At 62.0% G+C, this 12,157-nt stretch carries 10 protein-coding genes; 5 read left to right on the top strand and 5 right to left on the bottom strand.

All coding sequences use genetic code 11. The features are described 5' to 3' along the window. Window positions 1-81: 81 nt before the first annotated feature. The 3 genes from HT737_RS01380 to HT737_RS01370 form a co-directional block, all read right to left on the bottom strand. A complete protein-coding gene (locus HT737_RS01380; protein ID WP_182401078.1) occupies window positions 82-855 on the bottom strand; it encodes an enoyl-CoA hydratase in 774 nt (257 codons plus the stop codon). A 111-nt stretch (window positions 856-966) separates the two neighbouring features. Next, window positions 967-2,094, bottom strand: a complete 1,128-nt coding sequence (locus tag HT737_RS01375; protein ID WP_027611962.1) for an acyl-CoA dehydrogenase — start codon at window positions 2,092-2,094, stop codon at window positions 967-969. Between the two features lie 178 nt (window positions 2,095-2,272). Beyond that, complete coding sequence (locus tag HT737_RS01370; RefSeq protein WP_182401076.1) at window positions 2,273-3,133, bottom strand: LysR substrate-binding domain-containing protein; 861 nt, start codon at window positions 3,131-3,133, stop codon at window positions 2,273-2,275. Window positions 3,134-3,246: 113 nt separating this feature from the next. On the opposite strand from HT737_RS01370, the gene HT737_RS01365 reads away from it, so the two are divergent. The 3 genes from HT737_RS01365 (at window position 3,247) to HT737_RS01355 (ending at window position 6,077) form a co-directional block, all read left to right on the top strand. Next, window positions 3,247-4,356, top strand: coding sequence for a 2-aminoethylphosphonate--pyruvate transaminase (locus HT737_RS01365; protein WP_182401074.1), 1,110 nt, complete (start codon window positions 3,247-3,249; stop codon window positions 4,354-4,356). A 145-nt stretch (window positions 4,357-4,501) separates the two neighbouring features. After that, entirely contained in the window at window positions 4,502-5,329 is an 828-nt protein-coding gene (gene phnX, locus HT737_RS01360; protein ID WP_047291602.1) for a phosphonoacetaldehyde hydrolase, read from the top strand. A gap of 193 nt (window positions 5,330-5,522) precedes the next feature. Then, the gene (locus tag HT737_RS01355; RefSeq protein WP_108182278.1) at window positions 5,523-6,077 is read left to right on the top strand and encodes a cytochrome b; all 555 of its coding nucleotides are present in this window, start codon (window positions 5,523-5,525) and stop codon (window positions 6,075-6,077) included. A 159-nt stretch (window positions 6,078-6,236) separates the two neighbouring features. Here the strand turns inward: HT737_RS01355 and HT737_RS01350 are convergent, their stop codons facing one another. Both HT737_RS01350 and HT737_RS01345 read right to left on the bottom strand, forming a co-directional pair. Further along, the gene (locus HT737_RS01350) at window positions 6,237-7,160 is read right to left on the bottom strand and encodes a 1-aminocyclopropane-1-carboxylate deaminase/D-cysteine desulfhydrase (RefSeq protein WP_182401071.1); all 924 of its coding nucleotides are present in this window, start codon (window positions 7,158-7,160) and stop codon (window positions 6,237-6,239) included. 227 nt (window positions 7,161-7,387) lie between these two features. Beyond that, on the bottom strand, window positions 7,388-9,427 hold the full coding sequence (locus HT737_RS01345; RefSeq protein ID WP_182401069.1) for an FAD-dependent oxidoreductase: 2,040 nt from the start codon (window positions 9,425-9,427) through the stop codon (window positions 7,388-7,390). Window positions 9,428-9,633: 206 nt separating this feature from the next. On the opposite strand from HT737_RS01345, the gene HT737_RS01340 reads away from it, so the two are divergent. Continuing rightward, window positions 9,634-10,764, top strand: a complete 1,131-nt coding sequence (locus HT737_RS01340; protein ID WP_182401067.1) for a nitrilase-related carbon-nitrogen hydrolase — start codon at window positions 9,634-9,636, stop codon at window positions 10,762-10,764. A 3-nt stretch (window positions 10,765-10,767) separates the two neighbouring features. After that, entirely contained in the window at window positions 10,768-11,808 is a 1,041-nt protein-coding gene (locus HT737_RS01335) for an AraC family transcriptional regulator (protein WP_095666984.1), read from the top strand. The last annotated feature ends 349 nt before the right edge of the window (window positions 11,809-12,157 follow it).

Genomic DNA, 12,157 nt, shown 5'->3' with positions numbered 1-12,157 from the left:
CTCCCACAGGGGGATTTGTGTACGACATAAATCCAGTGTGGGAGCGAGCTTGCTCGCGAAGACGTCAGCCAGGACGATGCATTACTTTCCGGTAAACTCCGGCGCGCGCTTGGCCACAAACGCCGCCATCCCTTCCTTCTGATCCTGCGTGGCAAACGCCGCGTGGAACACCCGGCGCTCGAAACGCACGCCTTCAGCTAGGTTGACCTCAAACGCACGGTTGACGCTTTCCTTGACCATCATCGCAATCGGTAGCGATTTACTGGCGATCACGGCGGCGACCTTCAGCGCCTCGTCGAGCAGCTCATCGCTCGGTACGATCCGCGCAACAATGCCGCAACGTTCGGCCTCCACCGCATCGATCATCCGCCCGCTGAGGCACATGTCCATGGCCTTGGCCTTGCCCACGGCGCGGGTCAGGCGCTGAGTGCCGCCCATGCCCGGGAGCACACCGAGGTTGATTTCCGGTTGACCGAATTTGGCGTTGTCGCCTGCCAGAATGAAGTCGCACATCAACGCCAGTTCACAGCCGCCACCAAGGGCGAAACCGTTGACCGCAGCGATGATCGGCTTGCGACGGTTGGCCACGCGGTCGCTGTCGCTGAACAGGTCGTCCATGTAGATTTGCGGGTAGGTCAGCTCGGCCATTTCCTTGATGTCAGCGCCGGCGGCGAAGGCTTTCTTCGAACCGGTAATGACGATGCAACCGATGTTCGCGTCCGCTTCCAGAGCATCAAGGGCGTGGTTGACTTCACTGACCAGTTGCGCGTTCAACGCGTTCAGCGCCTGCGGACGGTTCAGGGTGATCAGGCCGACGCGGTCGTGGTGTTCCAGCAGAATTGTTTCGTAGCTCATACATGACTCCTGAATTTGTACCCTGTAGGAGCTGCCGCAGGCTGCGATCTTTTTGATCTTGTATTTAACAATCAAAAGCAAAAGATCGCAGCCTCCTACAAAGGGTTGGGGTTAAAGGTTGCGTGAGATGACCATGCGCTGAATGTCGCTGGTGCCTTCGTAGATTTGGCAGACACGCACATCGCGGTAAATGCGTTCCAGCGGGAAGTCGTTGAGGTAACCGTAACCACCCAGCGTCTGCAACGCCATCGAGCAGACCTTCTCGGCCATTTCCGAAGCGAACAGTTTGGCCATCGAAGCCTCAACCAGTGCCGGCTGACCGCTGTCGCGCAGCGCGGCGGCGTAATGCACCATTTGCCGGGCGACGGCGATCTGCGTGGCCATGTCGGCGAGACGGAACGCCACGGCCTGGTGCTCAATGATCGGCTTGCCGAACGTATCGCGCTCGCGGGCGTAATCGCGAGCGGCTTCGAACGCAGCACGGGCCATGCCCACCGCTTGCGACGCGATGCCGACCCGCCCGCCTTCGAGGTTGGCCAAGGCGATCTTGTAGCCTTCGCCCTCCTCACCCAAGCGGTTGGCGACCGGTACTTTGACGTCTTCAAACAGAATCTGGCAGGTGTCCGACGCATGCTGGCCAAGTTTGTCTTCGACCCGTGCGACTTTGTAGCCCGGCGAATCGGTGGGCACGATGAACGCCGTGATGCCGCGCTTGCCGGCACTCGGATCGGTCACCGCAAACACGATCACGATCCCGGCGTTCTGCCCGGACGTGATGAACTGTTTGCAGCCGTTGAGTACATAGTGATCACCTTCCAGACGAGCGCGGGTTTTCAGGCTGCTGGCATCAGAGCCGGCCTGCGGTTCGGTCAAGGCGAAGGCTCCGAGCATGGCGCCGCTGGCCAGCGGTTTGAGGAAGCGCTCGCGCTGGTCGTCGTTGCCGAACTTGAGGATTGGCACGCAGCCGACCGAGTTGTGCACGCTCATGATGGTCGAGCAGGCGCCGTCGCCGGCGGCGATTTCTTCCAGGGCCATGGCGTAGGCCAGGTAGCCGGTGTCACAGCCGCCCCATTGCTCCGGCACGAGCATGCCGAAGAAGCCCAGTTCGGCCATCTCGCCGATGGCTTCCTTGGGGAATCGATGTTCGCGATCCCACTCGGCGGCGAACGGTTTCAGCCGTTCCTCGGCGAATTGCCGGGCCATGTCGCGGATCTGGGTCTGGTCTTCGTTGGGAATCATGGTGAATCCTTAACTTAAATCCGGGTTACACACCACCCCCTGTAGGAGCTGCCGCAGGTGCGATCTTTTGATTTTTGATTTTAAAAACAAGATCAAAAGATCGCAGCCTGCGGCAGCTCCTACAGGGAGTTATGGGCATGGCGCAATACCTGCTCGCGAAGGGCCATAACGCGGTGTATCAGGCCGGCGCCAGAGCGAAGAACGCCTGAATCAGGCGCAACTCCCGCCGCCGCTCCATGCAGCCGATCATGTGCCGGTTCACCAGCCCGTCCCCGACAATCGGCAGCGCCACCACCCGCGGGTCATGACTGACCTCTACCGACGACACCACGCCCACCCCCAGCTCCGCCGCCACCGCCTCGGTCACCGCCTCGCGACTGTCCAGCTCCAGCAACACTCGCGGATGCACCGCCGCCTGATTGCAGGCCTGATCGAAGGTGCGCCGGGTGATCGAACTCGGCTCGCGCAACACCATGATCACCTGATCCAGCTCCTTGAGCCGCACCTCGCCGCTACGCTGCGCCCACGCATGCCCGGCGGGCACCAGCGCGCAGATCCGCGATTCGCTCAAGGCTTGCAGATGCAGGCCCTTGCGCGGTTCGACCTCGGTCAGCACCGCCACGTCCGCGTGTTCCGATAACAGCGCGGCAAGGGTTTCCTGGGCATTGCCCAGACGCAGATTCACCGTGATCCCCGGATACCGCGCGCGCAGGCTGGCAAGCATCGGCATGACCATGTGCGGACCGTCCGCCGCCACTTCCAGACGCCCGGTGAGCAACTGACGATTGGCCTCGAGCAGGGTCTGCGCTTCTTCGGCCAGGCCGAACATGGCGCGGGTGATCGCCGCCAGTTTGGTGCCCTCCTCGGTCAGCTCGACCCGGCGCGCGGTACGGCGCAACAAGGTGATCTGGTAATGCTCCTCCAGCGCCTTGATGTGCCCGGTCACCGCTGGCTGGCTGATGAACAGGCGCGCGGCGGCGCGGGTGAAGCTGCCTTCCCGGGCCACAGCGTCGAAAGCGCGCAGCTGGAACAGATTCATGAATAACCCTCACTGATGGCTGGCATAACAACAAACAATTTGATTGATGACTCGGCGAATTGCAACGTATGCCCCGTAGCTTCATCCCACAGCGCTATCGCGAGGACACACGAATGAGTACTGCCGCACCCATCCTGCTCACTCCCGGCCCGTTGACCACCTCGGCCCGCACCCGCCAGGCAATGCTGGTCGACTGGGGGTCATGGGATGACCGCTTCAATCAACTGACCGCCAGCCTCTGCGAGCAATTGCTGGCGATCCTCAACGGCGCCGCCACTCACCATTGCGTGCCATTGCAGGGCAGCGGCACCTTTGCCGTCGAAGCCGCCATCGGCACCCTGGTGCCACGTGACGGCAAGGTACTGGTGCTGATCAACGGCGCCTACGGCAAGCGTCTGGCGAAAATCTGCGAAGTGCTCGGCCGCTCGTTCAGCACCTTCGAAACCGCCGAAGACGAACCGACCACCGCAGCCGACGTCGACCGCCTGCTGCGCGCCGATGGCGACATCACCCATGTCGCGCTGATCCACTGCGAAACCAGCACCGGCATCCTCAACCCGCTGCCGGAAATCGCTGACGTCGTGCAGCAGCACGGCAAGCGCCTGATCATCGATGCCATGAGCTCGTTCGGTGCGCTGCCGGTGGACGCGCAAAAAGTCCCGTTCGATGCGCTGATCGCCGCCTCGGGCAAGTGCCTGGAAGGCGTGCCGGGGATGGGTTTTGTGTTCGCCCGCAAGGAATCGCTGGCCGCAGCCGCTGGCAACTCGCACTCGCTGGCGATGGACCTGTATGACCAGCACACCTATATGCAGAAGACCGGTCAATGGCGCTTCACCCCGCCGACCCACGTGGTCGCGGCGCTGCACGAAGCGTTGCTGCAATACAACGAAGAAGGTGGCCTGCCCGCTCGCCATGCGCGCTACGCCGCCAACTGTCAGGCACTGATGGACGAGATGGGCAAACTCGGCCTGCGCAGCTTCCTGCCGGCGGCGATCCAGGCGCCGATCATCGCCACCTTCCATGCCCCGCGAGACCCGCGCTACCAGTTCAAGGACTTCTACGAACGGGTCAAGGCCAAGGGTTACATCCTCTACCCCGGCAAGCTGACCCAGGTGGAAACCTTCCGCGTCGGCTGCATCGGCCACGTCAGTCCGGATGAAATGCGCCAGGCCGTGGCGGCAGTGGGCGAAGTGCTGCGCGAAATGGAAGTCTTAGAAATCTAACCCACACCAGAAATCCCCTGTGGGAGCGAGCCTGCTCGCGAAAACGGTCACACATTCAACATTGATGTCGACTGACACGACGCCTTCGCGAGCAGGCTCGCTCCCACAGTTTTGAATTGCATTGCCAACTCAGGAACTGATTGCCATGAACTACGTAAACCCAAGCAAACTGCAAGCCGCGATCCTCGACTGGGCCGGCACCGTGGTCGATTTCGGCTCGTTCGCGCCAACGCAGATCTTCGTCGAAGCCTTCGCCGAGTTCGACGTTCAGGTGTCCATCGACGAAGCCCGTGGCCCGATGGGCATGGGCAAATGGGACCACATTCGCACCCTGTGCGATCAACCGCAGGTCGCCGAGCGCTATCGCAAAGCATTCGGCCGCACCCCGACCGACGATGACGTGACCGCCATCTACAACCGCTTCATGCCGCTGCAGATCGAAAAGATCGCCGAACACTCGGCGCTGATTCCCGGCGCACTGGAAACCATCGCCCACCTGCGTCAGCAAGGGATCAAGATCGGTTCCTGCTCCGGTTACCCGAAACAGGTGATGGACAAGGTCGTGGCGCTGGCCGCCACCAACGGCTACGTTGCCGACCACGTGGTCGCCACCGACGAAGTGCCAAATGGCCGTCCATGGCCGGCTCAGGCGCTGGCCAACGTGATTGCGCTGGGCATCGATGACGTCGCGGCCTGCGTGAAGATCGACGACACCGTGCCGGGCATTCTCGAAGGTCGTCGCGCCGGGATGTGGACTGTCGCGCTGATCTGTTCGGGCAACGCACTGGGCCTGGACTACGCCGGCTACCGTGCGCTGGGCAGCGACGAACTGGCCAGTGAACGCAAACGCATCCACGCATTGTTCGCCGGTTCCCGTCCGCACTACATGATCGACACCATCAGCGACCTGCCGGAAGTGATTGCCGACATCAACAAGCGCCTGGCCAACGGCGAGATGCCGCAATCGAGCTGATTACGTCTTTTGTCAAAACAACAAAAAACGCCAGGGTCTTCGCGACACTGGCGTTTTTTTATGGCTGCAGCTTTGAGTCAGCGCTTTGAAACTCCGATCAGCCTCAGGCAAATCCGCCAAAGCGGATTACAGTTAAAGCATGCCGTCGCACAAGAACGGCACGTGGCGACTCTGATCTGTGAGGAAACACCGTATGCCGTGGACAAGTTCCGAATCGCGCTACAGCACCGTGTCCGTGCTGCTGCACTGGCTGATGCTGATCCTGTTGATCCTGGTCTATGCCAGCATGGAGTTGCGCGGGATCTTTCCCAAGGGCAGCGGCGGCCGGTCGCTGATTCGCGAAGTGCATTACATGCTTGGCCTGACCGTGTTCGTGCTGGTGTGGTTTCGCCTGGTGGCCCGCAGCATCGGCCCGGCACCGAAAATCTTCCCGGCCTCGCCGCAGTGGCAAACCCTGCTGGCGCGGGTGATGCACTGGCTGTTGTACCTGTTCATGATCAGCATGCCGATCCTCGGCTGGCTGATCACCAGCGCTGAGGGGCACCAGGTGATGTTCTACGGCTTCGATCTGCCGCTGCTGGTCCACGAAGACAAGGCACTGGCCAAACAGGTGGAGCATTGGCACGTACTGATCGGCAACATCGGCTATTGGCTGATCGGCCTGCACGCGCTGGCGGGGCTGTATCACCATTATGTGGTGGGTGATAACACCTTGTTGCGGATGATGCCCAAGCGCGCGCCACGCTGAGGCCCGGTTTTGACCATTGTAGTGAGGGGATTCATCCCCGATGGGCTGCGAAGCGGCCCCAAAACCTGTGCACGCGGTGGATCAGACTCAATGCGTGCTCAATGAGGGGCCGCTGCGCAGCCCATCGGGGATAAATCCCCTCACCACAGGGTTACTCATTCATCCTGTGGTAAATCCTCGCCGCCCTTGCAACCCACCCGTGTGCACGAAGATCAACCGTGTACCTGACGCGAATCCGCCCGCCTCGATCCGCTCCTTGAGCGCCAGCAACGCCTTGCCGGTGTACAGCGGCTCCAGCACAACGCCGCTGCAGCGTTCAATGCTCTCGATGAATGCAAGTAGCTGCGCGTCAACCTTGGCGAAGCCGCCGCGACTGGCGTCGAGCAGCTCGTAGTCGGCAGCAGCGACACCTGCCTCCTGCATAATCGCCGCCACCTGCGGCGCCACGCCATGATCCTCGGGCACCGCCAGTGCGCCATACACGGGATGCGCACCGGCCTCGGCGAGCACCAGCCCTGCCAGCGTCGTCCCGGTGCCGCAGGCCAGCCACCAGCCGTGATAATTGCTCCAGCCCAGGTTGCCCAGTTGCGCGATCACCTGCTCCTTCAACACCTTGCAGCCCAATGCGCCCGCCAATCCGCCACCGCCCTCCGGCACCGCATGAAAATCTGGATACTGCGCCCGCCACGGCTCCCAGAATCCCGGCTCATGCCGCGCCCGATAGCCGCCGAAACCAAGCCAGTGCAGTTGCATGCCGAACGCTTGCAGATCGCTGACCGTCGGCGTTTGCTGTGGATGGCCGCGCAACAGGCCAACCGTTTCGAAGCCAAGACGCTTGCCCGCCGCCGCGAGCGCATGCAGATGATTGGAATGCGCGCCACCGAGGCTGATGACGCCCTGCGCGCCAGCGCGGTCGACGGCCTTGAGATGCTCGACGAGTTTGAACCATTTGTTGCCGCTGATCAGCGGGTCGATCTGATCCAGACGCAGGATCGCGACCTCGATTCCGGCGCGGGTGAGCCAGTCGAGTTCAAGCAATTCGAGGGAGGCTTGGGGCAGCCAGTGGGCGGGAGGAAGAAGCATGGGCGACTGATCGTTCTGGGCTGAGGCCCGCATTCTAGTCGCTCATAAGCAGCCATCGCGAGCAGGCTCACGCCTGCATTGGTTCGATGGTGCTCACCGAATCAGTGAACAACACAAACACTGTGGGAGCGAGCTTGCTCGCGAAAGCGGAGTGTCAGCCAATATATATGTCGACTGACACCACGCCTTCGCGAGCAAGCTCGCTCCCACAGGTTAAGCGGCGTAGCTTAGAGCTCAGCGGCCAGACGCGACCCCTGATTGATCGCGCGCTTGGCATCCAGCTCCGCCGCCACGTCGGCACCACCGATCAGGTGCACGTTCTGCCCCGCCGCGACCAGACCTTCCTGCAGATCGCGCAGTGGATCCTGGCCGGCGCAGATCACGATGTTGTCCACCGCCAGCACTTGCGGCTCGCCGGTTTCGCCGATGCGGATGTGCAGGCCTTCGTCGTCGATCTTCAGGTATTCGACGCTGTTGAGCATCTGCACCTGCTTGTTCTTCAGACCGGTGCGGTGAATCCAGCCGGTGGTTTTACCCAGACCATCACCGACCTTGGATTTTTTGCGCTGCAACAGGAACACTTCACGAGCCGGAGCGTGCGGCGCGGCCTTGATCCCGGCCACGCCACCGCGCGCTTGCAGGTTCGTGTCGATGCCCCACTCTTTCCAGAACGCGGTGCGATCCAGACTGGTGGCCACGCCTTGGTGCACAAGGAATTCCGAGACATCGAAACCGATGCCGCCCGCGCCGATCACCGCCACGCGCTTGCCCACCGGTTTGCGCTCAAGAATCACGTCCAGGTAACTCAGCACCTTGGCGTTGTCGACGCCAGGAATTGCCGGCACACGCGGCGCGATGCCGGTGGCGAGGATGATGTCGTCGTAACCGCCTTCAACCAGTTTCGCCACGTCGACGCGGGTGTTCAGGCACACCTCGACATTCGTCGTCTGCAACTTGCGCTTGAAGTAACGCAGGGTTTCGAAGAACTCTTCCTTGCCCGGCACCCGTTTGGCGATGTTGAACTGGCCGCCAATTTCGCTGGCCGAATCGAACAACGTCACCTGATGTCCGCGCTCGGCGGCCACGGTCGCAGCGGACAGACCGGCAGGGCCGGCACCGACCACAGCGATCTTCTTGATCTGCTGTACCGGCAGATAGTTGAGCTCGGTTTCATGGCAGGCACGCGGGTTGACCAGGCAACTGGTGAGCTTGCCGCCGAAGGTGTGGTCGAGGCACGCCTGGTTGCAACCGATGCAGGTGTTGATTTCGTCGGCGCGGCCTTCTGCAGCCTTGTTGACGAAGTCAGGATCGGCGAGGAACGGCCGCGCCATCGAGACCATGTCGGCATCGCCTTCAGCGAGGATCTGCTCGGCGATTTCCGGGGTGTTGATGCGGTTGGTGGTGATCAGCGGAATGTTCACCGACCCGCGCAGTTTGGCGGTGACCTTGCTGAACGCCGCGCGCGGCACCTTGGTGGCGATGGTCGGGATCCGCGCTTCGTGCCAGCCGATGCCGGTGTTGATGAGGGTTGCGCCAGCCTGCTCGATGGCTTTGGCCAGGGTCACGATCTCATCCCAGGTGCTGCCGCCCTCGACCAGATCGAGCATCGACAAACGGAAGATGATGATGAAGTTCGGGCCGACCGCTTCACGTACACGACGAACGATTTCCACCGGCAGGCGCATACGGTTTTCGTAGCTGCCACCCCAGCGGTCGGTGCGGTGGTTGGTGTGCGCGGCGAGGAACTGGTTAATGAAGTAACCTTCCGAGCCCATGATTTCCACGCCATCGTACTCGGCGGTCTGCGCCAGTACCGAGCAGGTGACGAAATCGCTGATCTGTTTCTCGATGCCGTCCTCGTCCAGTTCTTTGGGCTTGAACGGGTTGATCGGCGCCTGAATCGCGCTTGGTGCAACCTGTTTCGGACTGTAGGCATAGCGCCCGGCGTGGAGGATCTGCATGCAGATCTTGCCGCCAGCCTCGTGCACCGCGCGGGTGACGATGCGGTGCTTGAGCGCTTCTTCCTCGGTGGTCAGCTTGGCTGCGCCGGAGTACACGCCACCCTCGTCGTTCGGGCCGATACCGCCGGTGACCATCAGGCCGACGCCGCCACGAGCACGTTCGGCGAAGTACGCCGCCATGCGTTCGAAGCCACCCGGTTTTTCTTCAAGGCCAGTGTGCATCGAGCCCATCAGGGTGCGGTTGCGCAGCGTGGTGAATCCCAGGTCCAACGGGGCCAACAGGTGCGGGTAATGAGCGGCGGTCATCGGTAACTCCACAACGAGCGATCACGGAAATTGCGGGAGCTCTGCGTCCCCCGTCAGTCATGTTCGACAGACTAAGAGTCGCACTGCTGTCACTCAATGACCGAAACTGACAACTTATTGATCCAAATGCGCAGCGCCCCTTGGCAAGCGCAGGCATGCGCCCTACCCTAGTCGCCACACCCTGTATCCGGTTGTTGTTGGTTTTCATGCGCAAACTTCTGTACCTGTTTTTCTCCATGGCCATCGTTGCCGCCCTGACCACCTACGCCATGTGGGCGGCGGACCGGCCGGCGGGACATTACCTGTCGGACCTGCGCATCAAACTGGCGGTCGATCAGGGCACGCCTGGCGACCGTGGCAACTTGCTGGGTATCCAGCCGGAACTGTTCCCCACCGACTACCAAAGCCCGGAGCGCCTGCACCGCAAACTCGCGGCCTATTTGCAGCAAGCGCAGGATCAGGGCCTGCTGAATGAAAAAACCGTGGTGGTGCTGCCCGAGCATATCGGTACCTGGCTGATGATCAGCGGCGAGAAAGACGAGCTGTACCAGGCGCCGACCCTGGTCGAAGCGATGAACTGGCTGGCGGCGAGCAATCCGTTGCTCTTCGCCCGCGCCTGGCTTACTGCCAAGGGCGACAATCGCCTCGACGACGCGCACTTGCGGATGAAGTCCAAAGCCATGGCCAAGGATTACCAGGCACTGTTTGGTGGGCTGGCCAAGGAATTCCGCGTGACGCTGGTGGCCGGCTCCATCATCCTGCCCGAACCCAGCATTCGTGATGGCCAGCTCAAGCCCGGTAGCGGCGCGCTGTTCAACAGCAGTGTGGTGTTTGGCCGTGATGGTGTACCGCTGGGCCAGCCCCAGCGGCAAATGCACCCGATCTTCGAACAGCGCGATGTGATCGAGGGCGAAGACGCCCACGCGATCAACGTGGTCGACACGCCGGCCGGACGCCTGGGCGTGCTGATCGGCAGCGACAGCTGGTACCCGGACAACTATCGCCAACTCGACGAGCAAGGCGCGCAACTGGTAGCGGTGCCGGCCTTCGTCGTGGGTCACGGTGCGTGGAATCAGCCGTGGGCCGGTTATAAGGGTTCAAGTACACCGGGTTCGGTCAGCCTCAAGCCCGGGGAAATCAGTGAAGGTCAGGCCTGGCATCGCCTGACGCTCACCGCACAGCCGCCGAGCAGCCGTGCGATCGCCGGCATGAGCGTGTTCCTGCGTGGGCAGTTCTGGGACAAGCCCGGCTCGGGGCAAAGTTTCCTCAGCAGCAACGGCCAGCAATTCGCCGATGGCGAAGCCCGCGGCGCACGTCTGCTGAACATCTGGTTGTAAGCCATGAAACCGCTGCCGATGCGCCTTGGGGATCTGTCGGTAGGTTTCGTGCACAGCCTGGCCGATGCCGTGCGCAGCCATGGCGTCGAGCCGCAACCACTGCTCGAACAATACGGCCTGGACGCGGCGCGACTGGCCGAAGCCGGTGCGCGGCTGTCGATCCCGCGCTACATGCGGCTGGGGCACAGCGCGATTCAGTTGACTGGCGATTCGGCGTTGGGTCTGCGCATGGGCCAGCTCAGCCGCTTGAGTCAGGCCGGGCTCGCCGGGGTCACCGCCGCACAGGCACCGACCGTGCGCGAAGCGGCCCGTTGCCTGATCCGCTTCGAGCCGCTGTACGGTTCCAACTATCGCGGACAGTCGAGCTTTCACGAGGATGCCCATGGCGCGTGGCTGCGCTTCTACTCGATCAGCCCGTACAACGCCTATAACCGCTTTGTGGTGGATTCGATCATTGCCGGCTGGCTGCATCAGCTGTCCAGCGTCAGCCGCGAGCCGTTGCGCGCCGAGCGCATCGACATCGAATTTGACGAGCCGGACTATCGCGACGCCTATAGCGTGCTGGGCGATTGCCCGATCCAGTTTGGCGCCGAACGCAATCAACTGCGCTTGAGCCTCGCCAGCCTCGCTCTGCGCAACCCGGAACACTGCCCGAGCACCTGGAAACACTTGCTTGCGTTGTGTGAACGGGAACTGGAGCAATTGACCCGCACCCGCAGCCTGCGCGAACGCATCACACAGTTGTTGGGGCCGTTGCTCAATGGTGGCCGGGAACCCGATCTGGAAGAAGTGGCGGCGCGCCTGAAGCTGCCGACCTGGACCTTGCGGCGCAAACTGGCCGAGGAAGGCACACAGTTTCGCGCCATACTCAACGACACCCGCCGCGACCTGGCAATGACCTACATCCGCGATACCGAACTGGCGTTCGGCGAGATCGCCTATCTGCTGGGCTTTGCTTCAGCCGAGGCGTTTCAACGCGCCTTCAAGCGCTGGAGCGGCCAGACCCCGGGCGAGTTTCGCCGCAGTCACCGCAAAACCGCCTGACGCCTTACAACTCGGTGGCGTCTTCGGCCGGTTCTGGCTGATCGAGTTCATACGCCTGATATTCGAGCAGTTCTTCTTGATAATCGTCCATCGTCTCATCCCCCTACCGCCCGCTAAAAAACAGCCCGGTCAAATGACCAGTGCCTCGAGCGTATCGTGCCCGTATGAAGGGAACGTGACATCCCGCCTTCATGAATAAAACGTAGCAGGTGGTCAGGAATTTATCGCTGGAATTTTGTCCGGGGAATGTAACGGGATTTGAGTGCGCCACAAAACAAATGTGGGAGCGAGCACCCCGCTCCCACAGCAGAGCCCCGCGCGGCTCACTGCATCGCCGGAATCGGCTCCG

The organism is Pseudomonas sp. MD195_PC81_125 (assembly GCF_014060985.1).
Classification (GTDB): Bacteria; Pseudomonadota; Gammaproteobacteria; order Pseudomonadales; family Pseudomonadaceae; genus Aquipseudomonas; species Aquipseudomonas parakoreensis.
Note: the sequence above shows the minus strand (reverse complement) of the source record. Positions and strands in the feature narration are given on the sequence as shown.

What these genes read in the sequence shown, in the direction of transcription:
- HT737_RS01355 (WP_108182278.1), top strand. Translation starts at nt 5,523, where the DNA reads ATGCCGTGGACAAGTTCCGAATCGCGCTACAGCACCGTGTCCGTGCTG.
- HT737_RS01375 (WP_027611962.1), bottom strand. Translation starts at nt 2,094, where the DNA reads ATGATTCCCAACGAAGACCAGACCCAGATCCGCGACATGGCCCGGCAA.
- HT737_RS01365 (WP_182401074.1), top strand. Translation starts at nt 3,247, where the DNA reads ATGAGTACTGCCGCACCCATCCTGCTCACTCCCGGCCCGTTGACCACC.
- HT737_RS01340 (WP_182401067.1), top strand. Translation starts at nt 9,634, where the DNA reads ATGCGCAAACTTCTGTACCTGTTTTTCTCCATGGCCATCGTTGCCGCC.
- HT737_RS01370 (WP_182401076.1), bottom strand. Translation starts at nt 3,133, where the DNA reads ATGAATCTGTTCCAGCTGCGCGCTTTCGACGCTGTGGCCCGGGAAGGC.
- HT737_RS01380 (WP_182401078.1), bottom strand. Translation starts at nt 855, where the DNA reads ATGAGCTACGAAACAATTCTGCTGGAACACCACGACCGCGTCGGCCTG.
- HT737_RS01350 (WP_182401071.1), bottom strand. Translation starts at nt 7,160, where the DNA reads ATGCTTCTTCCTCCCGCCCACTGGCTGCCCCAAGCCTCCCTCGAATTG.
- HT737_RS01345 (WP_182401069.1), bottom strand. Translation starts at nt 9,427, where the DNA reads ATGACCGCCGCTCATTACCCGCACCTGTTGGCCCCGTTGGACCTGGGA.
- HT737_RS01335 (WP_095666984.1), top strand. Translation starts at nt 10,768, where the DNA reads ATGAAACCGCTGCCGATGCGCCTTGGGGATCTGTCGGTAGGTTTCGTG.
- phnX (WP_047291602.1), top strand. Translation starts at nt 4,502, where the DNA reads ATGAACTACGTAAACCCAAGCAAACTGCAAGCCGCGATCCTCGACTGG.